The sequence below is a fragment of the Mycolicibacterium rutilum genome, from assembly GCF_900108565.1.
Classification (GTDB): domain Bacteria; phylum Actinomycetota; class Actinomycetes; order Mycobacteriales; family Mycobacteriaceae; genus Mycobacterium; species Mycobacterium rutilum.
Genome location: NZ_LT629971.1, coordinates 2,512,213 through 2,536,526 on the forward strand (window position 1 = coordinate 2,512,213; position 24,314 = coordinate 2,536,526).

The following is a 24,314-nucleotide window of genomic DNA, read 5'->3' on the forward strand; positions in this document are numbered from 1 at the left end:
GGTGTAATCAAGAGTCATGGATACCGCGAAGCTGCTGTCGTCAGTGCCCACCGGGCTGTGGATCGGTGGTGAGGAGCGTCAGGGCTCGTCCACCTTCGACGTGCTCGACCCCTCCGACGATCAGGTGCTCACCTCAGTCGCCAACGCCACCGCCGACGACGCGATCGCCGCGCTCGACGCCGCCTGCGCTGTCCAGGCCGACTGGGCGGCCACCGCACCACGTGAACGCGGCGAGATCCTGCGCGCGGTCTTCGAGAAGATCACCGAACGCGCCGAGGACATCGCGACCCTGATGACCCTCGAGATGGGCAAGACGTTGCGCGAGAGCATGGGTGAAGTCACCTACGGCGGGGAGTTCTTCCGCTGGTTCTCCGAAGAGGCGGTGCGCATCGCGGGGCGCTACACGCCGAGCCCCGCGGGCACCGGCCGCGTGCTCGTCACCAAGCAGCCCGTCGGCCCGTGCTACGCGATCACCCCGTGGAACTTCCCACTGGCGATGGGCACCCGCAAGATCGGGCCCGCCTTCGCCGCCGGCTGCACGATGATCGTCAAACCGGCGCAGGAGACGCCGCTGACGATGCTGTACCTGGCCAAGCTGATGGACGAGGCCGGCCTGCCCAAGGGGGTGCTGTCGGTGCTGCCGACCAAGAGCCCCGGCGACGTCACCGCCGCCCTCATCGACGACGGCCGGCTGCGCAAGCTCACCTTCACCGGATCCACCGGTGTCGGCAAGGCACTGGTCAAGCAGTCGGCGGACAAGCTGCTGCGGACCTCGATGGAACTCGGCGGCAACGCCCCGTTCGTGGTGTTCGACGACGCCGATGTCGACGCCGCCGTCGACGGCGCGATCCTGGCCAAGATGCGCAACGGCGGCGAGGCCTGCACCGCGGCCAACCGCTTCCACGTCGCCAACTCGGTGCGCGAGGAGTTCACCGAGAAACTCGTCAAGCGGATGAGCGAGTTCACCCTCGGCAAGGGCATCGACGAGTCGGCCACCCTCGGCCCGCTGATCAACGCCAAGCAGGTCGCCACCGTCGAAGACCTGGTCTCCGATGCCGTCTCGCGCGGCGCGACAGTCGCCATCGGTGGCGTCGCCCCCGGCGGGCCGGGCAACTTCTATCCGGCCACCGTGCTCGCCGACGTCCCCGCCGACGCCCGCATCCTCAAGGAGGAGGTGTTCGGGCCCGTCGCACCGATCACCGGGTTCGACACCGAAGAAGAAGGCATCAAGGCCGCCAACGACACCGAGTACGGGCTGGCCGCCTACGTCTACACGCAGTCGCTGGACCGGGCGCTGCGCGTCGCCGAGGGCATCCAGTCCGGCATGGTCGGCGTCAACCGCGGCGTGATCTCCGATCCGTCCGCACCGTTCGGTGGCGTCAAGGAATCCGGCTTCGGACGCGAGGGCGGTTTCGAGGGCATCGACGAATACCTCGACATCAAGTACATCGCCTTGACGAAGTAACAAGACACGCCGCCGCGCCTGCCGCCACGCGTCTGCCCGCGCAGGCAAGATTTCCCGAGTGAACGCGCGTCGCTCCGTCGCGCCCGCTGATCGCCGCCCGGGTCGGCGTGGCGAGATCCCCGCCCTGGACGGCATCCGAGCCGTCGCCGTCGCGCTGGTGCTCGCCGACCACGGCGGCATCCCCGGCGTGACCGGCGGGTTCCTCGGCGTCGACGTGTTCTTCGTGCTGAGCGGCTTCCTGATCACGTCGCTGCTGCTCGACGAGCACGCAGGCACCGGGCGAATCGGCCTGCGCGACTTCTGGATCCGGCGCGCCCGCCGGCTGCTGCCGGCGCTGCTGGTGATGGTGCTCGCCGTCGTCGCCGTGCGGGGGCTGTTCGCCGCCGAGTCCATCGCCACGCTGCGCGACGACGCCGTCGCGTCGTTCTTCTGGATGGCGAACTGGATGTTCGTCGCGCAACACACCGACTACTTCGCGCAGGGCGCACCACCGTCCCCGCTGCAGCACACCTGGTCGCTCGGCGTCGAGGAGCAGTATTACGTGCTGTGGCCGCTGCTGCTGATCGCGCTTGCGGCGGTGTTCTGCCGACGCAACCGGCACCGGCTGCGGTGGGTGGTGCTCGGCGCGGCGAGCGCGGGCGCGATCGCCTCGGCCGCCGCGGCGATCGTGTTCACCGACGGCGCGACTTTGAACCGGATCTACTTCGGCACCGACACGCGCGCGCAGGCCCTGCTCGTCGGCGCGGCCGCGGCCGCCCTGCTCGTGCACGACTGGACCACCGTGACGCTCGGCGGGCCGGTGATCCGCACGCGGTGGCTGCGCTGGGTCGCGCGCATGCTGTCCGTCGTCGGCGTCGCGGTGCTCGGCTACGCGGCGCACACCGGCACCGGCAGCGTGGCCGACTTCCGCGGCGGTCTGCTGATCGTGGTCGCCGTCGCGGCGGCGCTGGTGATCGGGGCGGTCGCGCTGGACCAGGAGGGGCCGGTCGCGCGCGTGCTGGCGTGGCGGCCGCTGGTGTTCCTGGGCGCCATCTCCTACGGCGTCTACCTGTGGCACTGGCCGATCTTCCTGGCGGTCAACGGCGAGCGGACGGGCTGGTCGGGCTGGTCGTTGTTCGCGGTGCGGTGCGCCGCGACGCTGGCGGTCGCGCTGCTGTCGTGGTGGCTGCTCGAGCAGCCGATCCGGCGCTGGCGCCCGGTGATCGTCCCGATGCTGCCGTTGGCGGGTGCGACGGCGGCGACGGCGGCCGTCGTCACCATGACCGTGCTGCCGGTCGGGGTGCCGCATGAACCGGTGCAGGAGTCGCGCATCGACTCGGCGGCGCTGGTCGCGCCCGAGGTGCCGGTCGAGGTGCGCAGGCCCACCGCCCGCGACCCCGGCACGCGGAGCGTCGCGGTGTTCGGTGACTCGGTGGCCTGGACGCTGATGCGCTATCTGCCGCCGACGCCGGGCCTGTCGTTCTCCAACTACACGACGATCGGCTGCGGCATCGCGCGCGGCGGGCCGTACCGCTACGTCGGGCAGACGCTCAACCAGAAGCCCGAGTGCGACACCTGGCCGATGCGGTGGTCGCAGCGCATCTCCCACGACCGGCCCGACGTGGCGCTGCTGATCGTCGGCCGCTGGGAGGTCGTCGACCGGATGAACGAGAGCCGCTGGACCCACATCGGCAAGCCGGCCTACGACGCGTACCTACGCGGTGAGCTCAACCGCGCGCTCGACATCCTGTCGTCGACGGGGGCGCGCGTCGTGATCACCACCGAGCCCTACAACCGGCGCGCCGAGAAACCGGACGGCAGCCTCTACCCCGAGGACAACCCGGACCGCACCGACGACTGGAACGCGTTGCTGCGCAGCGTGGTCAAGTACCGGCAGAACGTCACGGTGCTCGACCTCAACCGCAAACTGGGGCCCAACGGCGGCTACACCAACCGCATCGACGGCATTAAGGTGCGCGCGGACGGGGTGCACCCGACGCCGGAGGCGGTCGAGTGGCTCACGCCGTGGTTGGTGGACGCGCTGCGTTAGGAATGGCCGAGGCGGCCCCGCTAGGAATGGCCGAGGCGGCTCAGTTAGGAATGGCCGAGGCGGCCGCGGCCCAGGCGCAGCAGCAGCATCGCCAGGTCCTTGCCCTCCGGGCCGAGTTCGCTGTAGCGCTCGATGACCTTCATCTCGCGGCTGTGCACCAGCCGGGTGCCGCCGGACGCCATGCGGGCCTGCCCGATGAGCTTGGACACCTCGGTACGCCGCTTGACGGCGGCCAGGATCTCGGCGTCGAGCCGGTCGATCTCCTGGCGAAGATCATCGATATCAGGCACGGTTTCGGTTTCGATCGTCATGGCCTTCTCTTCACTCTCGTTGGGGTCCGTGGGCGCTTCCGTTCGGGCCTCACACAAGAGACGAGCCCCGAATCCGGAAGCGGACCGCGGGGCTCTTGGGGAAGCAGCTAGACCACGGGCACCGCGGACCGGTACCCGTAGAAAAATCGCCGCTTGTCGAGCACGAAAGAAAGTGTGCCACCAACGACAGCGTCAGCGCAAAGGTTGTCCCTGCGCAGCGGTAGGTTTGTCGGTGATATGTCTGTTTCTTCACCGGCCACCGATACCGACCATCTGCTCGACGGGCTCAACCCGCAGCAGCGTCAGGCCGTCCTGCACGAGGGCTCGCCGCTGCTCATCGTCGCCGGGGCGGGCTCCGGCAAAACCGCGGTGCTCACCCGCCGGATCGCCTACCTGCTGGCGGCCCGCGACGTCGGCGTCGGTCAGGTCCTGGCCATCACGTTCACCAACAAGGCCGCTGCCGAGATGCGCGAGCGTGTCGTCGGGCTGGTCGGGCCGCGCGCCCGGTCGATGTGGGTGTCGACGTTCCACTCCACCTGCGTGCGGATCCTGCGCAACCAGGCCTCGCTGATCAAGGGCCTCAACTCGAACTTCTCGATCTACGACGCCGACGACTCGCGGCGGCTGTTGCTGATGATCGGCAAGGACATGGGCCTGGACACCAAGCGGTACTCGCCGCGGCTGCTGTCCAACGGCATCTCCAATCACAAGAACGAGCTGATCGGCCCCGAGCAGGCCGCCGCCGAGGCGTCCGAGGCCGGTGAGGAGTTGCCCGGGATCATCGCCGAGGTCTACGCCGAGTACCAGCGGCGGCTGCGCGCGGCCAACGCGCTGGACTTCGACGACCTGATCGGCGAGACCGTCGCGGTGCTGCAGGCCTTCCCGCAGATCGCGCAGTACTACCGGCGCCGGTTCCGGCACATCCTGGTCGACGAGTACCAGGACACCAACCACGCGCAGTACGTGTTGGTGCGCGAGCTTGTGGGATGGGCTGGCTCCGACGACGATCCAGCCGGCGTGCCGCCGGCCGAATTGTGTGTCGTGGGTGACGCCGACCAGTCGATCTACGCGTTCCGCGGGGCGACGATCCGCAACATCGAGGACTTCGAGCGCGACTATCCGAACGCGACAACGATTCTGCTGGAACAGAATTACCGCTCCACGCAGAACATCCTCAACGCGGCCAACTCGGTGATCTCCCGCAACGCCGGGCGGCGCGAGAAGCGGCTGTGGACCGACGAGGGCGACGGCGAACTGATCGTCGGCTACGTCGCCGACAACGAGCACGACGAGGCGCGCTTCGTCGCGCAGGAGATCGACGCGCTCGCCGATCAGGGCGGCTACTCGTACAACGACTTCGCGGTGTTCTACCGCACCAACAACTCCTCTCGGGCACTCGAAGAGGTGTTCATCCGCGCCGGCATCCCGTACAAAGTCGTTGGCGGCGTGCGGTTCTACGAGCGCCGGGAGATCCGCGACATCGTCGCCTATCTGCGGGTGCTGGACAACCCCGGCGACTCGGTCAGCATGCGGCGCATCCTCAACACCCCGCGCCGCGGTATCGGCGACCGCGCCGAAGCGTGCGTCGCGGTGTACGCCGAGAACACCGGGCTGTCCTTCAACGACGCGCTGCAGGCCGCCGCCGAGGGCAAGGTGCCGATGCTCAACACCCGTGCGGAGAAGTGCATCTCGGCGTTCGTGGAGATGCTCGACGAACTGCGCGGCCGCCTGGACGGCGAACTGGGCGAACTGGTCGAAGCGGTGCTCGACCGCACCGGCTACCGCACCGAGCTCGAGTCGTCGAGCGATCCGCAGGATCTCGCGAGGCTGGACAACCTCAACGAATTGGTCAGCGTCGCACACGAATTCAGCATCGATCTGGCCAACAACCAGGCGCTCGCCGAAGACGAACCCATCGACGAGGACATCCCCGACACCGGGGTGCTGGCGCAGTTCCTCGAGCGGGTCTCGCTGGTCGCCGATGCCGACGAACTGCCCGAGCACGGCGCGGGCGTCGTCACGATGATGACCCTGCACACCGCCAAGGGCCTGGAGTTCCCGGTCGTGTTCGTCACCGGCTGGGAGGACGGCATGTTCCCGCACATGCGTGCGCTCGGTGATCCGACGGAGCTGTCCGAGGAACGTCGGCTGGCCTACGTGGGGATCACCCGCGCCCGGCAGCGGCTGTATTTGAGCCGCGCCAAGGTCCGCTCGTCATGGGGCCAGCCGATGCTGAACCCGGAATCGCGCTTCCTCAAGGAGATTCCGCAACATCTCATCGACTGGCGGCGCACCGATCCGACGCCGTCGTTCAGCGCCCCGGTGAGCGGTGCCGGCCGCTTCGGCACACCGCGCCCGTCGCCGGCGCGGACCGGGGCGGGCAAGCGTCCGCTGCTGGTGCTCGAACCCGGCGACCGGGTCACCCACGACAAGTACGGGCTGGGCCGCGTCGAGGAGGTCAGCGGGGTCGGCGAGTCGGCGATGTCGCTGATCGACTTCGGCAGCTCCGGGCGGGTCAAGCTGATGCACAACCACGCGCCGATCAGCAAGCTCTAACCTGAACGTTCCCAGCGGCCGGTTGCGGGCAGCACCGCCAGCACGATGCACGCCACCGGCAGCAGCGGGATCGCGTACACCACCGACGGCAGCTTGGCGCCCGCCACAAAGAGGCTCGAGAAGATGAGCAGCGCCACCACCGCGCCGACGACGATCAGCAGCCGGCTCACCCAGCGCCGCAGCAGCAGCCCGATCAGACCCGCGATCAGTGCGGCCGCCGAGATCGCGGTCAGGAAACCCACAGCGACGCAGAACAACCGGTCCGTGCGCCACCACCCGGTGATCAGATCGGTGGCGATGACGGCCGTCGTCCAGCCGGTGAGGATGGCCACCACCGCAGTGGCCATCGCCATCCTCGGTTTGGCCGGCTGGGTGGGCCCGACGGTGACCGGGCGGGCCCGGGGGATGTACTGGGTGCTCGGATCGCCCTGAGTGGACAGCTGCGTCGGCGCGCCGGTCAGCTGCGTCGGGACATCGGCGAGCTGCGTGGGGGGTTCGGAGACGGGAAACGCTCCGGTGGGGTGACGACGGATGATGCTCGTCTGCGGATCGGGAGAGTCCCCGGTGATCTGCTCGTCGCTGGCCACTCAGCCAGAGTAGTTGCCGGGGGACAGCCCGCGTTTGGCCAACCAGCCGACCGGATCGACCCGGGCGTTCCCGCCCTGCAGCACCTCGAAATGCAGATGCGGCCCGGTCGAGTTGCCGGTGTTGCCCATCTTGGCGATCTGGTCGCCGGCCCACACCCGCTGCCCGACCTCGACCTGCCAGGAGCTCAGGTGCCCGTAGAGCGTCACGGTGCCGTCGGAGTGGCGGACCTTGACCATGTTGCCGTAGCCGGCGTACGGGCCCGCCGAGATCACCACGCCGTCGGAGGCGGCGAGGATCGGGGTGCCGATCGAGTTGGCGATGTCGATGCCGCCGTGCAGCACACCCCAGCGGTAGCCGAAGCCGGAAGTCCACACGCCCTTGGTGGGCATCACGAACATCGGCCGCTGCAGCCGGGCCTCGCGTTCGGCCCGCTCCTGCGCGAACGCCGCGGCCTTCTGGATCTCCTCGGTGTGCAGCGCGGTGCTGGCCGCGGGCGTGACCGCGATGACCTGCATGCCGTCCGAGGGAGCCGCGGCCGGATCGGCGAGCTTGGCGTGGTCGGCGGCGAGCGTGGCCGTCGCCGACGAGTCCTGGGTGGCGTTGGCCATCGAGTAGGCGCCTGCGGCCGTCGCGCCCACCGCCATCGCCGCGACCATCAGCCGGCCCTTCACGGGCACTTCCTGCTTGCGGTGCTGGCCGCCACGCGAGCCGATGTTGATCACATCGGTGGCGGCCATGCCGTCGCTGGTGTCGGTGTAGCTGTCGCGGTAGGCGCGGGTGCGGCGTTCCTGCTGGGGGTCGGCGGCGAACCGCGACGGCACCGCGAGCGGGCGGGGCGTCTCGTCGCAGTCGTGGAGGTCGTCGAGCTCCGGTGCGTGGATGACCTGAGCCTCGCGGTCGAACGCGCTGTTCTCGCGGAAGTCGATGTCGTCGAGGTCGCCGAATTCGTTGAAGGGGATGATGTCGGTGACTTCGGCAGGACGTTCGGTGACGCGACCGTCTATTTGCCGATTCGTCGCTCTATGAAGAGATCTCGACGAACGGTGCGAAGCCAACCTGAGGAATCCTTCTAGTCGTGACCTAAACGTGATCTAGACCAGAGGCACGTTAACCAAATTCCAATGAAGCCTGCAACCCGGGGAGTCATTCCCGTGCAGATTGTGATTTGTATCACGATGCCGGACCGGTGAGATCTACCACATGAGTGGTGGGCGGTGTCAGCGTACGGCAGACGGGTGGATAAAGTTCCCCCGAGCCTTCGGCCCAACAACTCCGCAATCGACGCGCTAGAGACAGTGAGCTAATGGATCTCTTCGAATACCAGGCGAAAGAGCTCTTCGCCAAGCACAACGTGCCCACCACGCCCGGGCGGGTGACCGACACCGCCGAGGACGCCAAGACGATCGCCGACGAGATCGGCAAGCCCGTCATGGTCAAGGCCCAGGTCAAGACGGGCGGCCGCGGCAAGGCCGGCGGCGTCAAGTACGCGGCCACCGCCGACGACGCGTTCACCCACGCCCAGAACATCCTCGGCCTCGACATCAAGGGCCACATCGTCAAGAAGCTGCTGGTCTCCGAGGCCAGCGACATCGCCGAGGAGTACTACATCTCCTTCCTGCTCGACCGCGCCAACCGCACCTACCTGGCGATGTGCTCGGTCGAGGGCGGCATGGAGATCGAAGAGGTCGCCGCGACCAAGCCCGACCGGCTGGCCAAGGTGCCGGTCGACGCCACCAAGGGTGTCGACGAGGCGTTCGCCCGCGAGATCGCGCAGAAGGGCCACTTGCCCGAAGAGGTGCTCGACTCGGCGGCCGTGACCATCGCCAAGCTGTGGGAGGTCTTCGTCAAGGAGGACGCCACGCTGGTCGAGGTCAACCCGCTGGTGCGCACACCGGACGACCAGATCCTGGCGCTCGACGGCAAGGTCACGCTCGACGGCAACGCCGACTTCCGGCATCCCGAGCACGCCGAGTTCGAGGACCGCGACGCCACCGATCCGCTCGAGCTCAAGGCCAAGGAGAACGACCTCAACTACGTCAAGCTCGACGGCGCGGTCGGCATCATCGGCAACGGCGCGGGTCTGGTCATGTCGACGCTCGACGTGGTCGCCTACGCCGGCGAGAAGCACGGTGGCGTCAAGCCGGCCAACTTCCTCGACATCGGCGGCGGCGCCTCGGCCGAGGTGATGGCCGCGGGCCTCGACGTGATCCTCAACGACTCACAGGTCAAGAGCGTGTTCGTCAACGTGTTCGGCGGCATCACGTCCTGTGACGCCGTGGCCAACGGCATCGTCAACGCGCTGAAGATCCTCGGCGACGAGGCCAACAAGCCGCTGGTGGTCCGCCTCGACGGCAACAACGTCGAAGAGGGTCGTCGCATCCTCGCCGAGGCCAACCACCCGCTGGTGATCCAGGCCGACACCATGGACGCCGGTGCCGACAAAGCCGCCGAGCTGGCGAACAAGTAAGGGACGCAACCCATGTCGATCTTTCTGAACAAGAACTCCAAGGTCATCGTCCAGGGCATCACCGGCGGCGAGGGCACCAAGCACACCGCGTTGATGCTCAAGGCGGGCACCCAGCTGGTCGGCGGCGTGAACGCGCGCAAGGCCGGTACGACGGTGTCGCACAAGGACAAGGACGGCAAGGACGTCGAGCTGCCGGTGTTCGGCTCGGTGTCCGAGGCGATGAAGGAGACCGGCGCCGACGTGTCGGTGGTGTTCGTCCCGCCGAAGTTCGCCAAGGACGCGATCATCGAGGCCATCGACGCCGAAATCCCGCTGCTGGTCGTCATCACCGAGGGAATCCCGGTGCAGGACAGCGCCTATGCGTGGGCCTATAACGTCGAGAAGGGGCAGAAGACCCGCATCATCGGGCCGAACTGCCCCGGCATCATCACCCCCGGCGAGGCACTGGCGGGCATCACGCCGGCCAACATCACCGGCTCGGGCCCGGTCGGCCTGGTGTCGAAGTCGGGCACGCTGACCTACCAGATGATGTTCGAGCTGCGCGACTTCGGCTTCTCGACCGCCATCGGCATCGGCGGCGACCCGGTCATCGGCACGACCCACATCGACGCGATCGAGGCGTTCGAGAAGGACCCCGACACCAAGATCATCGTGATGATCGGTGAGATCGGCGGCGACGCCGAGGAGCGGGCCGCCGACTACATCAAGGCCAACGTCACCAAGCCGGTCGTCGGCTACGTCGCGGGCTTCACCGCCCCCGAAGGCAAGACCATGGGCCACGCCGGCGCGATCGTGTCCGGTTCGTCGGGCACCGCGGCCGCGAAGAAGGAAGCCCTGGAGGCCGCGGGTGTGAAGGTCGGCAAGACGCCGTCGGAGACCGCGAACCTGGCCCGGGAGATTCTGCAGAGCCTGTAGCAGGTTCCGGCCGAGCAGACGCGAAATGCCCCGAAATCGCGAGTTTTACGGGCATTTCGCGTCTGCTCGCCATATGAAGTGAGGTCTGTGATGGTCGATCCCCGGACTCCCGTGATCGTCGGCGTCGGGCAGTTCACCGAGCGCATCGACGATCCGGACTACCGCGGCATGTCGGCGGTGGACCTGGCGACGGCCGCCGTGCGGGCAGCGCTGACGGACACCGGTGTCGACGCGGCCACCGTCGCCGAAGCGATCCAGACCGTCTACGCGCTGCGGCAGTTCGAGATCTCCGGGCCGATGCCCGCGACGCTGGGCAAGTCGAACAACTACCCGCGGTCGGTGATGCGCCGCGTCGGCGGCGACCCGGCCCGGGTGGTGCTCGAACCGGTCGGCGGGCAGGGGCCGCAGAAGCTGGTGACCGAGGCCGGCACCGCGATCGCGGCGGGTGAGTTCGACGTCGCGATGATCATCGGTTCCGAACCGGGATCGACGGCCCGCTACTTCGCGAACCGGGACGACAAGCCCGATTTCACCGAACACGTCGACGGGCAACTCGAGGACCGCGGCCACCAGATCCACCGCTACTTCACCGAATACACCGCCAACCACGGGCTGACCGGCGCGGCTGTGCAGTACGGGCTGCTGGACAACGCGCGTCGCAGCCGGCTCGGCCTCAGCGTCGCCGACTACCGCCGCGAGATGGCCGAGTTGTTCGCGCCGATGTCGAAAGTCGCTGCGAAGAACCCGTTCTCGTCGTCACCGGTGGAGCGGTCGGTCGACGACATCACCACCGTCACCGACGACAACCGGATGATCTGCGACCCCTACCCGCGGTTGCTGGTGGCCCGCGATCAGGTCAACCAGGGCGCCGCGGCGATCATGATGTCGGTCGCGGCGGCCCGCAGACTCGGTGTGCCCGAGGACAACTGGGTGTACCTGCACGGACACTCCGATCTGACCGAACAGGGCCTGCTGGACCGTGTCGACCTCGGCGCCAGCCCGGCGGCGGTGCACGCCGCGCGGGAAGCGTTGCGGGTGGCGGGCATCGGCGTGCAGGACGTCGCGACGTTCGACCTCTACAGCTGCTTTCCGTTCCCGGTCTTCGTCGTGTGCGAGGAGCTGGGACTGGGCGCCGACGATCCCCGCGGTCTGACCGTCACCGGCGGACTGCCCTACTTCGGCGGCCCTGGCAACAGCTACTCGCTGCACGCCATCGCCGAGACCGTCGCCCAATTGCGCGACCGTCCGGGACAGTTCGGCTTTGTCGGCGCCAACGGCGGCACCATGAGCAAGTACTCGGTCGGCATCTACTCGACCACCCCTGCCGAGTGGCGAACCGACCGCAGCGCCGAACTCGACGCGGAGATCGCCGCGCTGCCGACGATCCCCGTCACCGAGTGGCCTGAGGGGCCCGGGACGATCGAGACGTACTCGGTGCGCTATGACTGGCCGACGCGCACGGGCATCATCATCGGCCGGTCCGACGCGGACGGCTCGCGGTTCATGGCGATCACCGAGGACGCGGACCTGGTGGCGTTGATGACCGACGGCGACCCGCTGGGCGCGGCGATCACCGTGCGCCGCGACGAGAAGGTCAACCGCGCAACCCTGGCGTGACATGCGCCGGTTGCTGGTCGTCCTGCTGGTCGCGCTCGCTGCCGGGTGCGCCCCCGAGGGCGACGGGTCAACGCTGACGGTGTTCGCCGCGGCGTCGCTGCAGCAGGTGTTCACCGACATTGGCGAGCAGTTCGAGCGCGACCATCCCGGCGTCGCCGTGGAGTTCTCTTTCGCGGGGTCGTCGGACCTCGTGACCCAGCTGACGCAGGGCGCCCGCGCCGACGTCTTCGCCTCCGCCGACACCCGCAACATGGACAGGGCGGCCGAGGCGGGGCTGCTCGCCGGCGCTCCGGTGAACTTCGCCACCAACACCCTCACCATCGCCGTCGGGCCCGGAAACCCGAAGAACATCACCAGCTTTCGCGATCTGGCCCGCCCGGGACTCGCCGTGGTGACCTGCGCTCCGCAGGTGCCCTGCGGGGCGGCGACCGACCGGCTCGAGGACGCCGCGGGGGTGCGGCTGGAACCGGTCAGCGAGGAGTCGTCGGTCACCGATGTGCTGAACAAGGTCATCGGGGGGCAGGCCGACGCCGGCGTCGTCTACGTCACCGACGCCCGCGCGGCGGGGGACCGGGGCGCCGAGGTGCCCGTGCCCGAGGCGGCAGGCATCGTCAACACCTATCCCATTGCGGCGCTGAAGGATTCGCCAGAGCTCGCGCAACAGTTCGTCGCCGCCGTCACCGGGGAGGTGGGGCGCAAGGTGCTCGAGGCGGCCGGGTTCGGGCCGCCCTGATCAGACCAGCGCGGCGAGCTTGCCCGCCAGCCGCTCGACGTAAGCGGCGACGTCGTCGGGCGCCTTGTCGGGCAGCCCGAACAGCACCTCGGTGACGCCGAGATCCGCCCAGCGCGCGAGCTTTTCGGGATCCGGCTTGAAGTCCAGCGCGACGATCTGCGGTGCGCCGTCGCGGCCGGCGGACGCCCAGGTGTCCTGCAGCAGCTTGACCGGCGCATCGATGTCGAAGTCACGCGGCGTGGTGATCCAGCCGTCGGCCGACCGGGCGATCCACTTGAAGTTCTTCTCGGTACCGGCCGCCCCGACCAGCACCGGGATGTGCGACTGCACCGGTTTGGGCCACGCCCAGCTCGGCCCGAAGTTGACGAACTCGCCCTCGTAGGACGCCTCTTCGTCGGTCCACAGCGCGCGCATCGCCTCGAGGTACTCGCGCAGCATCGTGCGGCGGCGGCCCGGCGGCACGTTGTGGTCGGCCAGCTCGTCGGTGTTCCAGCCGAACCCGACGCCGAGGCTGACCCGCCCGCCGGAGAGGTGATCGAGCGTCGCGATCGACTTGGCCAGCGTGATCGGGTCGTGCTCGACCGGCAGCGCGACGGCCGTCGACAGCCGAACACGCGAGGTCACGGCGGCCGCGGTGCCCAGGCTGACCCACGGATCCAGGGTGCGCATGTAGCGGTCGTCGGGCAGCGACTCGTCGCCGGTGGTCGGGTGCGCGGCCTGCCGCTTGATCGGGATATGGGTGTGTTCGGGCACGTAGAACGTGGTGAAGCCGTGATCGTCGGCAAGCTTGGCGGCGGCCGCCGGCGTGATGCCGCGATCGCTGGTGAACAGTACGAGCCCATAATCCATGCCCAGAATTAGAACGTGTTTCAGTCCGGTGGGCAAGGGCCGCCTGCGTAGTGACCCATTCGGCGGTGGCGTAGTCGGCTACTCACGACGCCGTCGTTGCCGACAGGAACAGTTGCGCTCATGACGGTTCGCGGCAAGGCCAACGAGTGGCTGCGGCGGTATCTGCCGCTCGAGATCGCCGGATGGATCGGTGAACTCGGCGCGGCCGCACTGGTCTACCTGTGGACCGGGTCACTGGCCGCCGCGGCCGCCGCCGCGACCATCGGATCCTCGGTGGGCTACTACCTGCCCGCCTATGTCAACGCGGTGCGGTGGTGCACCGTCCCGCACCACCGCACCGGGTTGACCCGCCGCTGGCTCACCCACCTGCTCGCACTGCGCAGCCTGACCGTGGAGTTCGGGCCGGCCGAGGTCGTCGACAGCCTGATCGTGCGGCCGCTGCTGATCTACAGCGCACCGCTGCTGCTCGACCACGTGCTGCTGGGCTGGATCGTCGGCGGCGCCATCGCCGACGTGGCGTTCTACGCCTGCACGATCTGCAGCTACGAGCGGTTCAAGCGGCTGCTCATCATCCGCCCGCGACACGAGGAGGTCTTCGGTGAACCCGTTGCGACGCGCGCAGTTGCGTGAGGGTCTGCGCGAACAGCGAGACCGGTTGACCGCGCTCGTCGCGCGGCACGGCACCCCGCTGCTGGTGCTGCAGCCGCATCTGGTCGCGCGGCGGTACCGGCAGCTGGCCGACGCCCTGCCGAGCTTCCGGCTGCACTACGCGGTGAAGGCGCTCCCGCATCCGTTGGTGCTGTCGACGATCGCGGTCTGCGGCGGCGCCTTCGACGTGGCCACCAGCGCCGAGATCGACCAGCTGCGCGCGCTCAGCGTGCCGATGGACCGGTGCATCGACACGCATCCGGTCAAGAAACCCGCCGACATCGACCACGCGTATGCAGCCGGTATCCGCACATTCGTCGTCGAGAACCCCTGCGAGGCAGCCAAGTTCGTCGGCAGACCGGACGACATCGAGGTGCTGGTGCGGCTGGCGTTCCGCAACCCGACCGCCAAGTCGGACCTGTCGACGAAGTTTGGTGTCGAACCGGCCGAGGCCGAACTGCTGGTCAAGCATGTGCTCGCGGCGGGGGTGAAGTTCGCGGGCTTCAGCTTCCACGTCGGCAGCCAGAGCGCGACCGTCGAACCGTACCGCGCGGCGCTGCGCGGCACGGTCGAGCTGACGGCCCACGTCGAGGACTCGCTCGGGGTGGCCGCCCGCGTCATCGACATCGGCGGCGGCTTCCCGGTGAGCTACCGCGACCAGATGCCCGACGTCGCGGCGCTTTCCGAGATCGTCGACGACGTGCTCGGTCCGGCGCGCGACGAGTTCACCCTGCTGGCCGAACCGGGCCGGTTCTTGGTCGCCGACTGCATGACGCTGGTGACCAGCGTGGTCGGCAGCGCCGTCCGCGACGGCCAGCTGTGGCATTACCTCGACGACGGGCTGTACGGCAGCTACTCCAACGTGATGACCGAGGACGTGCATCCGCCGATCCTGGCGCTGCGCGAAACCGACGGCGGCGCAGGCGATCACGAGCTGGTGACGCTCGCCGGCCCGACGTGTGACAGCGCGGACGTGATCGCGCGGGACTACCCGATGCCGGATCTGGCCGTCGGGGACCTGGTCGTCAGCCCGATGATGGGCGCCTACACCAGCGTGACGGCGTCGCGGTTCAACGGCATCGCGCCGACGCCGATCGTGATGGCGTGAACTAGCTGCCGCCGTGCTGTTCGATCCGCGCGGCGAGCAGCGCGGTCCACTCTGCGAGGTACCGGTCGTCGGCGATGGCGGGCTCGGCCTGATGCAGCAGCGTGGCGGTGAAGCGGGTCCCGGTGAGCCCGTTGACGCCGACCGCGGCCAGCGCGGCGCGCTGCGACGGAGCCATCGCGGGCGCCCATGCGCCGATCCAGTCGGCGAGTTCCGCGTTGAGCCCGTCGATCAGCGCCGCGCAGGCGGCGTGGAGGCGTGCCGACCGGCCCGCCTCGGTGCGGGCCGCGATCTGCAGGAGCTGGCGTTCCTCGTCGACCACGTTGAGCAGGTAGCGCCCGAGGATCGTGAGTTCGGCGCGCAGGTCGCCGAGCCCGGCGAACAGCGCGCGGATGTCGCGCATCGCGCGGCGACGGTCGAGTTGGCGATCGATCCCGGCGTCGAGCAACGCCTCCTTCGACTTGAAGTGGTGGTACAGCGCCCCCGAACCGGCGGCCAGACCCGCGGCCGCCTCGATCTGCGAGACGCTGGTCGCCTCGTAGCCCTTTGCGCTGAACAGCCGCATCGCCTCGGTGACCAGGCGTTCCCGTGTCGGCGCCGGTGCTGGCATTGACCTCTCCCAAGTGATCACTTACCTTACTCAAGTCATCACTTTACTACGCGAGGGTCGGGGTTCGGAGGCTGATATGCAGCGGCACGACCCCCTTCCGCGCGGTCGGATCCGGCGCACCATGCCGCTGGCAGGCTTCACCGCGCGCGCTGCCGGAGGCCGGGTGGTGGCCGGGCTACGCGAGAGAACCGGCGACGCCGGTGCCGTCGAGCGGTTCCACGAGCGCACCGCCGAGCGCTACACAGAACTGCTCGGCCATTCCAAGGGTGTGCTGATGAAGGTCGGGCAGATGATGTCGCTGGTCGACGGCGACGCGTTCGGCACCGGCGGATTCGCGCCCTATCAGAAAGCGCTGTCGCGCCTGCGCCGCGACGCGCCGCCGATGGACCCGGCGCTCGTGCACGAGGTCCTGGCTGCCGAACTCGGTGACGCGGTGACGCTGTTCGAAGAGTTCGACGACGAGCCGATGGCGGCGGCGTCGATCGGCCAGGTGCATCGCGGCGTGCTGCGCGACGGCCGGGAAGTCGCCGTGAAGATCCAGTATCCCGGTGTGGCGCAGGCGATCCGCGACGACCTGGCCAACAGCGAGCTGCTGGCGACGTTCATGCGGTTCGTCTCGTCGGCGGCCGGCGTGGTGCCCGACACCCGCGTGATCGCGCGGGAGGCCGCGGCCAGACTCGCCGAGGAGCTCGACTACCGCCACGAGGCGCGGATGATCGCGCGGTTCGGCGAGCTGTACCGCGGCCACCCGCTGATCCACATTCCGGAGGCTGTTGCGGAGGTGTCCGGTGAGCGGGTGCTGACGATGACGATGCTGCACGGCATGGACTGGGCGCAGGCCCAGCCCGCCGATCAGGACCTCAAGAACACCTGGACCGAGGTGATCGCACGGTTCGTGCACGGCAACTTCCGGCACGCCAACCTGGTGCACGCCGATCCGCACCCCGGCAATTACCGGTTCAACGCCGACGGCAGCGTGGGTTTCCTCGACTTCGGCTGCGTCAAGGTGCTTCCGGAGCAGGCGCGGCACGACTGGGTGCTGATGAACCGGGCCGCACTCGACGGACGCTTCGACGACTGCCGGGCCCACATGCAGGGGGTCGGGTTCGTCGACGACGACACCGACCTGTCCACCGGCGAGATCCACCGCTGGTGGGATGTGCTGCTGCTGGAGTTGACCGGAGCTCCGCAACCGGTCACCTACACCTCGGAAAGCACAGCGAGGCTGATGAATTCGCTGTTCTCGGTCGACGCGAGGAGCCCGGTCAACCGGCTGCGCGTGCCCGAGGACTTCGCGTTCTTCCCGCGCGTGCAGCTGTCGTTGAACCACGTCGCCGTCGGGATGCGCGCCACGCTGTTCGTCCGTGCGCTCATGGACGACCTCGACGGTGTGGCAGAACCGGTCACCGACGTCGGCAGGCTGCACCGCGCGTGGGTACGCGAACGCGGACTACCCGCGGCGCTGGATCGTCATGACCAGTCCTGACGCGACCGCAGCCCGGCTGCCGTGGGACGCGGCGGATCCCTACCCGTACTACGAGCGTCGACGCCGCGACGGCGACGTCGTCTGGGACGAGCACGCCGCTGCGTGGCTGGTGCTCGGATACGAACCCGCGAAACGGGTCCTGACCGGGTCCGGCTGGACCAGCGATCCGCTGGCAAACCCCGGCGCCGCACCCGCTTGGCGCGCTATGGACCCGGATCTGTTGCGGCACAACATCTTGTTCACCGACGGCGACGACCACCGGCGACTGCGCGGCGCGGCGCGCGACGTGTTCACCCCCGGCTTCATCGCAGGCATGACCGACGGTATTGAGGCGATCGCGGCGGCGATCATCGACGAGCTGCCCGCGCACACCGAGTTCGACCTGATGGCCGAAGTTGCCGTACCACTGCCGATTTCGGTCGCGGCCGCCTGGCTGAACCTCGACGAGGAATCCGCTGCGCCGTTGCGGGAGGAGTCCCCGGCCATCAGTGCGATGCTCAGCGACTTCTCCGACGCGGCCACCGTCGACGCCGGCGCCGCGGCGTTCACGGCGCTGGTCGCCGAGTTCCTCCCGCTGGCCGCCGATCGTCGCACCCATCCCGGTGACGACCTGCTCAGCTTCCTGGCCGCCGACCCGACCGTCGATCTCGAGGACGTCGTCATCACCGCCGTCATCATCGCGGTCGCCGGACACGAGACCACCGCAAACCTGTTGGGCGCAGCGGTATTACGACTGGCATCGACGTCCGGCTCCCACCCCGTCGACGGCCGCCTCGTCACCGAACTGCTGCGGCTCGACGGCCCCGTCCAGGCCGTCGCCCGCACCGCCACCGGCGAGCACATCCTCGGCGATGTGCGAATCCGAGCGGGGGAACCGGCACTGGTCGTGCTCGCCGCCGCGAACCGGGACCCGGCGGCGTTCGACGAACCCGACCGGCTGCACCCGGAGCGCTCCGATCCTGCGCCGCTCACGTTCGGCTACGGCGCGCACTACTGCCTCGGTGCCGCGCTGGCCCGCCTCGAGATCACCGTCGCGCTGCGACGCATCCTCGCCCGCGGGCCGAACCTGCGCGGCGACCCGGTGTGGCGCGACACCTCCGCCATCCGCGGGCCCGAGCGCCTTCCGGTGCTGTTCGGGCGCTAACTCGCCACCGTAGTTTTCTTCACCGCGATCCATACCGATGACCGCGGCGCGCGCAGACGCTGAGATGGCAGACCATGACGACCGAACGCATCGCCGACCACGTCAAGTTCGCGTACTGGGTGCCCAACGTCAGCGGCGGGTTGGTGACCAGCGACATCGAACAGCGCACCGACTGGAACTACGACTACAACAAGAAGCTCGCGCAGACCGCGGAGAACAACGGCTTCGAGTACGCGCTGAGCCAGGTCCGCTACGAGGCCAGCTACGGCGCCGAGTACCAGCACGAGTCCTCCAGCTTCAGCCTGGCGCTGCTGCTGGCCACCGAGCGGCTGAAGGTGATCGCCGCCGTGCACCCCGGCCTGTGGCAGCCCGCGGTGCTGGCCAAGCTGGGGGCGACGGCCGATCAGCTCAGCAACGGCCGGTTCGCGGTCAACGTCGTCTCGGGCTGGTTCAAGGACGAGTTCACCCACCTGGGCGAGCCGTGGCTCGAGCACGACGAGCGGTACCGCCGCAGCGCGGAGTTCCTGCAGGTCCTGCGCAAGATCTGGACCGAGGACGACGTGGATTTCCGCGGCGACTTCTACCGCATCCACGACTTCACGCTCAAGCCGAAACCCGTCAACACCCCCGAGCGGCCCAACCCCGAGCTGTTCCAGGGCGGCAACTCCACCGCCGCGCGCCGCAACGGCGGCCTGTACGCCGACTGGTACTTCTCCAACGGCAAGGACTTCAACGGCGTGACCGAGCAGATCGTCGACGTCCGCAACCACGCCCGCAGCGTCGAGCGGGAGGTCCGGTTCGGGCTCAACGGGTTCATCATCGCCCGCGATTCCGAGCGTGAGGCCAAGGACACTCTGCGCGAGATCATCGCCAAGGCCAACCGCCCCGCCGTGGAGGGTTTCCGCGACGCCGTTCAGCAGGCCGGCAACTCGACCGGCGACAAGCGCGGCATGTGGGCCGACTCCAGCTTCGAGGACTTGGTGCAGTACAACGACGGGTTCCGGACCCAGTTGATCGGCACACCCGAGCAGATCGCCGAACGCATTGCGGCGTACCGCAAACGCGGAGTGGACCTGATCCTCGGCGGCTTCCTGCACTTCCAGGAGGAGATCGAGTACTTCGGCGCCAAGGTGCTGCCGTTGGTCCGCGAAATCGAGGAGGCCGAGCGGGATTCGGTGGGCGAACCCGTGCTGGTCTCGGCATGACCCACCGTGCGCTAGCGTGGTTTCGAAGCCCGCCCGAGCACAGGAGAGGCCATGTCGTACCCCTCAGGTCCGCCCGGTAGTCCCGGATACCCGCCCGCCCAACAGCCGACCAATCCGTTCGCCGCGCAGACGCAGCAGTTCGGCAAGGCACCCGAACCCGGTCCGTCGGCCGACGGCCCGAACAAGCTGCCGGCGTATCTGGCGATGGTGGTGGCGGCCCTCGGCCTCGCCGTCTATCTGTCCAGCTTCGCGCCGCTGTTCACGATCTCGGCGTCCGACTTCCCGGGCCTGGGCAGCATCAGCGGCAGCTCCTTCGGTCTCGTGCTCGCGGTCGGGGCGGCGCTGCTGGCCGGGCTGCTCGCCGGCGCCAGCCTGCTGCCGCGCCAGACGGTGTCGACGTCGGTGTACGCGGTGCTCGCGGTCGCGGCGTTCCTGCTCGTCATCGCCGAGGTCATCAACAAGCCCAGCCAGGCGGCCATCGACTGGGGCCTCTACCTGATCATCGCGTTCTCGCTGTTCCAGGCGATCGTCGCGGTGGCGGTGCTGCTGTTCGAGTCGGGCATCATCAGCCCGCCGACGCCGCGGCCCAAGTACGACCAGCCCTACGGGCAGCAGTACGGCGCCCCGGGCCCGTATTACGGCCAGCCGGGTCAGCATCAGCCGGGCCCGCAGCAGCATCAGCAGCGGCCGGGTTATCCGTCGACGTACCCCGGCACGTATCCGGGTGGCCCGTCGACCGGTGGCTACCCGACCGCGCAGCCGCAGCAGCAGGGCGGTCAGCAGGGACAGCAGCCCCAGCAGCCGCAGCAGCAGGGTGGTCAGCAGACCGGGCCGCCGACCCCGCCGACCGGTTTTCCGACCTACGGTCAGCCCCCGTCGAGTTCGGCCCCCACGACACAGGTTCCGGCACAGCCGTCGTCTTCCTCGCAGTCGGGCCAGTCGACCTCGTAGTCTGAGCTGCGCGTGCGGCAACATCGCATGCGTGAGCTTGTGCGAGGAGCGGCGCCACCTGTGAATCAACGGCCAGTCGGCACACGTCAGGCGCGTGAGCTGCTCCGGGTGGCGTTCGGGCCCTCGCTGGTGGCGCTGGTCGTCATCGCGGCCGTCGTGTTGCTGCAGCTGCTGATCGCCAACAGCGACATGACCGGCGCGCTCGGCGCGATCGCCAGCATGTGGCTGGGTGTGCACCTGGTGCCGGTGTCGATCGGCGGCGCCGAACTCGGGGTGATGCCACTGCTGCCGGTGCTCGCGATGGTGTGGGGCACCGCCCGCACGACGGCGGCGGCTACCGCACCCGCCGGGCGGGCGCCGGTGTCCTGGTTCGTCACCCGCTGGGTGGTGGCCTCGGCGCTGGGCGGACCCCTGCTGATCGCCGCGATCGCGCTGGCCGTCATCCACGATGCGGCCTCGGTGCTCACCGAACTGCAGACCCCGCACGCGCTGCGCGCCTTCGCCAGCGTGCTGGCCGTGCACGGCATCGGCGCGGTGATCGGGGTCGGGTCGCGGGTCGGCCGCCGATTGTTGGCGGCCACGGCGTTACCGGGATGGCTGCCCGACGCGGTCCGGGCCGCCACCGCGGGCCTGCTCGCGCTCGCGGGGCTGTCCGGGGTGGTGATGGCCGGCTCGATGATCGTGCACTGGTCGACGATGGACGAGCTGTACTCGATCACCGGCTCGGTGTTCGGCCAGCTCAGCCTGACCCTGCTGTCGGTGCTCTACATCCCGAACGTGATGGTGGGGACGGCCGCCGTCGCGGTCGGGTCCAGTGCGCACGTCGGGTTGGCGACGTTCAGTTCGTTCACCGTGTTCGGCGGGGACATCCCGGCGCTGCCCGTGCTGGCCGCCGCGCCGACGCCGCCGCTGGGCCCGGTGTGGGTGGCGCTGCTGATCGTCGCGGCCGCCTCCGCGGTGGCGGTCGGGCAGCAGTGCGCGCGCCGGCCCCTGCCGCTGTTGCCCGCGCTGGGCAAGCTGGTCGTCGCGGCGGCGCTGGCAGCGGTGACCATGGCGGTGCTGGGGCACGCCGGCGGCGGCCGGCTGGGCAACTTCGGCGACGTCGGGGTGGACCAGGCGACGTTCGGACCCGCGGTGTTCCTGTGGTTCGCGGGGATCGGCGCGCTCACCGTGGCGATGACGGGCGGCATCGCGCGACGCCCGCGCGCACCGAAGCCGGTGGCCGCGCCGGAGCCGGAGCCGGAGCCCGAAGAGCCCGAGCCCGAGGCCGTCGAACCCGAGCCCGAACCAGAGCCTGTCGAACCCGAGCCCGTCGACGAACCGGCGAGCGAACCCGCCCCGAACGGCGTCGTCGAGGACCCGGAGGAGCACTTCATGGTGGACGACGACGGCCCGTCGGGCACCCATTAGGCTGCCAGGCGTGCAGCAACCCCTCCGAGTGCCTCCGAAGGTGCCTGCACGGGTCGTCGTGCTGGCCTCCGGCGCGGGTTCGTTGCTGCGCTCGCTGCTCGACGCGACCGGCGGCGACTATCCCGCCTCGATCGTCGCCGTCGGCGTCGACCGGGACTGCCCCGCCGTCGACATCGCCGCGGCGGCGTCGGTGCCGTCGTACACGGTGCGGCTGCGCGACCACGCTGATCGCGACGCGTGGGACGCGGCGATCACCGAAGCCACCGCCGCGCACCAACCCGACCTCATCGTGTCGGCGGGTTTCATGAAAATACTTGGCGCGCATTTCCTTTCGCGATTCATGGGCCGCATCATCAACACCCATCCCGCGTTGCTGCCCGCGTTTCCCGGCGCGCACGCGGTGCCCGATGCGCTGGCCTACGGGGTGAAGGTGACGGGCTGCAGCGTGCACCTGGTCGACGCGGGCACCGACACCGGGCCGCTGCTGGCGCAGGAAGCCGTCCCGGTCCTCGATGACGACGACGAGGCGACGCTGCACGAACGGATCAAGGTCGTCGAGCGGCGACTGCTGGTAGATGTACTGGCCGCGGTGGCTGTCCGCGGCGTGACCTGGACGGGACGAAAGGCGACATTGGGATGAGCGACGGCAAGCGGCCGATTCGGCGGGCGTTGATCAGCGTCTACGACAAGACCGGCCTGGCCGACCTGGCCCGCGGGCTGCACGACGCCGGGGTCAGCATCGTCTCGACCGGGTCGACCGCGAAAACCATTGCCGCCGCAGGTGTTCCGGTGACACCGGTGGAAGACGTCACCGGCTTCCCCGAGGTGCTCGACGGCCGCGTCAAGACCCTGCACCCGCGGGTACACGCCGGTCTGCTCGCTGATCAGCGCAAGCCCGAACATGTTTCGGCGCTGACCGAGCTCGGCGTGGAGGCGTTCGAGCTCGTGGTGGTGAACCTGTACCCGTTCACCGAGACCGTCGACTCCGGTGCCGGCGAGGACGAATGCGTCGAACAGATCGACATCGGCGGGCCCTCGATGGTGCGTGCCGCCGCCAAGAACCATCCCAGCGTCGCGGTCGTCGTCGACCCGCTCGGCTATGACGGTGTGCTCGCGGCCGTGCGGGCCGGCGGGTTCACGCTCGCCGAGCGAAAGAAGTTGGCGGCGTTGGCGTTCCGGCACACCGCCGAGTACGACGTCGCGGTCGCGTCCTGGATGGGTTCGGTGCTGGCGCCCGAGCAGGACGGCGACGTCTCGCTGCCGCCGTGGGTGGGCGCCACCTGGCGGCGCAGCGCGGTGCTGCGCTACGGCGAGAACCCGCACCAGCAGGCGGCGCTGTACCGCAACGACGCGGCGTGGCCGGGGCTGGCGCAGGCCGAGCAGCTGCACGGCAAGGAGATGTCGTACAACAACTACACCGACGCCGACGCCGCGTGGCGCGCCGCGTTCGACCACTCCGAGATCTGCGTGGCGATCATCAAGCACGCCAACCCGTGTGGCATCGCGGTCTCGTCGGAGTCGGTGGCCGATGCGCACCGCAAGGCCCACGAATGCGATCCGCTGAGCGCGTTCGGCGGGGTGATCGCGGCCAACACCGCGGTGACCGTCGAGATGGCCGAGACCGTCGCCGACATCTTCACCGAGGTGATCGTTGCGCCCGCCTATGAGCCGGGTGCGGTCGAGGTGCTGGCCCGCAAGAAGAACATCCGGGTGCTGGTGGCCGCCGAACCGCAGCCGGGCGCCACCGAGTTCCGTCAGGTCAGCGGCGGCCTGCTGATGCAGCAGCGCGACGAGTTCACCGCACCCGGCGACGATCCGGTCAACTGGACGCTGGCCACCGGTGAACCCGCCGACCCCGCGACCCTCGCGGACCTGAAGTTCGCGTGGCGGGCATGCCGGGCGGTGAAGTCCAACGCGATCGTCGTCGCCGCCGACGGCGCGACCGTCGGCGTCGGAATGGGGCAGGTGAACCGCGTCGACGCCGCCCGGCTGGCCGTGCAGCGCGCGGGCGACCGGGTCCGCGGCGCCGTCGCGGCCTCCGATGCGTTCTTCCCGTTCCCTGACGGGCTCGAGGTGCTGACCGACGCGGGCGTCAAGGCGATCGTCCACCCCGGCGGGTCGGTGCGCGACGGCGAGGTGACCGAGGCCGCGGCCAAGGCCGGCATCACGCTGTACCTCACCGGGGCTCGACACTTCGCGCACTGACGCACCCGGTGCGCCGAACG

The 24,314-nt window shown here is 69.3% G+C and carries 21 protein-coding genes; 16 read left to right on the forward strand and 5 right to left on the reverse strand.

Features of this window, described 5'->3' with window-relative positions:
- Positions 1-16: 16 nt before the first annotated feature.
- Positions 17-1,465, forward strand: a complete 1,449-nt coding sequence (locus BLW81_RS12340) for an NAD-dependent succinate-semialdehyde dehydrogenase (RefSeq protein ID WP_083407429.1) — start codon at positions 17-19, stop codon at positions 1,463-1,465.
- Positions 1,466-1,523: 58 nt separating this feature from the next.
- Complete coding sequence (locus BLW81_RS12345) at positions 1,524-3,494, forward strand: acyltransferase family protein (protein WP_083407430.1); 1,971 nt, start codon at positions 1,524-1,526, stop codon at positions 3,492-3,494.
- A 44-nt stretch (positions 3,495-3,538) separates the two neighbouring features.
- On the opposite strand, the gene BLW81_RS12350 is transcribed toward BLW81_RS12345, so the two are convergent.
- Positions 3,539-3,862: a chorismate mutase gene (locus BLW81_RS12350; protein WP_268875597.1), complete on the reverse strand. Its 324-nt coding sequence runs from the start codon at positions 3,860-3,862 to the stop codon at positions 3,539-3,541.
- A gap of 180 nt (positions 3,863-4,042) precedes the next feature.
- Here BLW81_RS12350 and pcrA point away from each other — a divergent pair, with 180 nt between their 5' ends.
- The gene (gene pcrA / locus BLW81_RS12355; protein WP_083407431.1) at positions 4,043-6,361 is read left to right on the forward strand and encodes a DNA helicase PcrA; all 2,319 of its coding nucleotides are present in this window, start codon (positions 4,043-4,045) and stop codon (positions 6,359-6,361) included.
- On the opposite strand, the gene BLW81_RS12360 is transcribed toward pcrA, so the two are convergent.
- Positions 6,358-6,948 carry a hypothetical protein gene (locus BLW81_RS12360; RefSeq protein WP_173839612.1) on the reverse strand — a complete coding sequence of 197 codons (591 nt, stop codon included), beginning with the start codon at positions 6,946-6,948 and terminating at the stop codon, positions 6,358-6,360. The two genes, pcrA and BLW81_RS12360, sit on opposite strands and share 4 nt — an antisense overlap.
- On the reverse strand, positions 6,949-8,004 hold the full coding sequence (locus BLW81_RS12365) for a M23 family metallopeptidase (RefSeq protein WP_083407432.1): 1,056 nt from the start codon (positions 8,002-8,004) through the stop codon (positions 6,949-6,951).
- 248 nt (positions 8,005-8,252) lie between these two features.
- Here BLW81_RS12365 and sucC point away from each other — a divergent pair, with 248 nt between their 5' ends.
- From sucC to modA, 4 genes are all read left to right on the forward strand, one after another.
- Positions 8,253-9,416 carry an ADP-forming succinate--CoA ligase subunit beta gene (gene sucC, locus BLW81_RS12370; RefSeq protein ID WP_083407433.1) on the forward strand — a complete coding sequence of 388 codons (1,164 nt, stop codon included), beginning with the start codon at positions 8,253-8,255 and terminating at the stop codon, positions 9,414-9,416.
- A gap of 12 nt (positions 9,417-9,428) precedes the next feature.
- Positions 9,429-10,331 carry a succinate--CoA ligase subunit alpha gene (gene sucD, locus BLW81_RS12375; protein WP_083407434.1) on the forward strand — a complete coding sequence of 301 codons (903 nt, stop codon included), beginning with the start codon at positions 9,429-9,431 and terminating at the stop codon, positions 10,329-10,331.
- A 90-nt stretch (positions 10,332-10,421) separates the two neighbouring features.
- Positions 10,422-11,948 (forward strand): acetyl-CoA acetyltransferase, encoded by a 1,527-nt coding sequence (locus tag BLW81_RS12380; protein WP_083407435.1) that lies wholly within the window; start codon positions 10,422-10,424, stop codon positions 11,946-11,948.
- Position 11,949: 1 nt separating this feature from the next.
- A complete protein-coding gene (modA, locus tag BLW81_RS12385; protein ID WP_083407436.1) occupies positions 11,950-12,681 on the forward strand; it encodes a molybdate ABC transporter substrate-binding protein in 732 nt (243 codons plus the stop codon).
- On the opposite strand, the gene BLW81_RS12390 is transcribed toward modA, so the two are convergent.
- Positions 12,682-13,530 (reverse strand): LLM class F420-dependent oxidoreductase, encoded by an 849-nt coding sequence (locus tag BLW81_RS12390; protein ID WP_083407437.1) that lies wholly within the window; start codon positions 13,528-13,530, stop codon positions 12,682-12,684.
- A 120-nt stretch (positions 13,531-13,650) separates the two neighbouring features.
- Between BLW81_RS12390 and BLW81_RS12395 the strand changes: the two genes are divergently transcribed.
- Together BLW81_RS12395 and BLW81_RS12400 are read left to right on the forward strand one after the other, a co-directional pair.
- Complete coding sequence (locus BLW81_RS12395) at positions 13,651-14,160, forward strand: hypothetical protein (RefSeq protein WP_083407438.1); 510 nt, start codon at positions 13,651-13,653, stop codon at positions 14,158-14,160.
- A complete protein-coding gene (locus BLW81_RS12400) occupies positions 14,129-15,286 on the forward strand; it encodes a type III PLP-dependent enzyme (RefSeq protein ID WP_083407439.1) in 1,158 nt (385 codons plus the stop codon). Before BLW81_RS12395 ends, BLW81_RS12400 begins: the two co-directional genes overlap by 32 nt.
- 1 nt (position 15,287) lies before the next feature.
- On the opposite strand, the gene BLW81_RS12405 is transcribed toward BLW81_RS12400, so the two are convergent.
- Positions 15,288-15,893: a TetR/AcrR family transcriptional regulator gene (locus BLW81_RS12405; protein ID WP_083407440.1), complete on the reverse strand. Its 606-nt coding sequence runs from the start codon at positions 15,891-15,893 to the stop codon at positions 15,288-15,290.
- Positions 15,894-15,969: 76 nt separating this feature from the next.
- On the opposite strand from BLW81_RS12405, the gene BLW81_RS12410 reads away from it, so the two are divergent.
- From BLW81_RS12410 to purH, 7 genes are all read left to right on the forward strand, one after another.
- A complete protein-coding gene (locus tag BLW81_RS12410; RefSeq protein ID WP_235632247.1) occupies positions 15,970-17,379 on the forward strand; it encodes an ABC1 kinase family protein in 1,410 nt (469 codons plus the stop codon).
- Positions 17,366-18,523, forward strand: a complete 1,158-nt coding sequence (locus BLW81_RS12415) for a cytochrome P450 (protein WP_083407441.1) — start codon at positions 17,366-17,368, stop codon at positions 18,521-18,523. The genes BLW81_RS12410 and BLW81_RS12415 overlap by 14 nt, the downstream gene beginning before the upstream one ends.
- A 74-nt stretch (positions 18,524-18,597) precedes the next feature.
- A complete protein-coding gene (gene sfnG, locus BLW81_RS12420) occupies positions 18,598-19,728 on the forward strand; it encodes a dimethylsulfone monooxygenase SfnG (protein ID WP_083407442.1) in 1,131 nt (376 codons plus the stop codon).
- A 51-nt stretch (positions 19,729-19,779) separates the two neighbouring features.
- The gene (locus BLW81_RS12425; RefSeq protein ID WP_083407443.1) at positions 19,780-20,679 is read left to right on the forward strand and encodes a DUF5336 domain-containing protein; all 900 of its coding nucleotides are present in this window, start codon (positions 19,780-19,782) and stop codon (positions 20,677-20,679) included.
- A gap of 60 nt (positions 20,680-20,739) precedes the next feature.
- Positions 20,740-22,089, forward strand: coding sequence for a cell division protein PerM (locus BLW81_RS12430; protein ID WP_083407444.1), 1,350 nt, complete (start codon positions 20,740-20,742; stop codon positions 22,087-22,089).
- 10 nt (positions 22,090-22,099) lie between these two features.
- Positions 22,100-22,729: a phosphoribosylglycinamide formyltransferase gene (gene purN, locus BLW81_RS12435; protein WP_083407445.1), complete on the forward strand. Its 630-nt coding sequence runs from the start codon at positions 22,100-22,102 to the stop codon at positions 22,727-22,729.
- A complete protein-coding gene (gene purH, locus BLW81_RS12440) occupies positions 22,726-24,294 on the forward strand; it encodes a bifunctional phosphoribosylaminoimidazolecarboxamide formyltransferase/IMP cyclohydrolase (RefSeq protein WP_083407446.1) in 1,569 nt (522 codons plus the stop codon). The genes purN and purH overlap by 4 nt, the downstream gene beginning before the upstream one ends.
- Positions 24,295-24,314 lie beyond the last annotated feature (20 nt).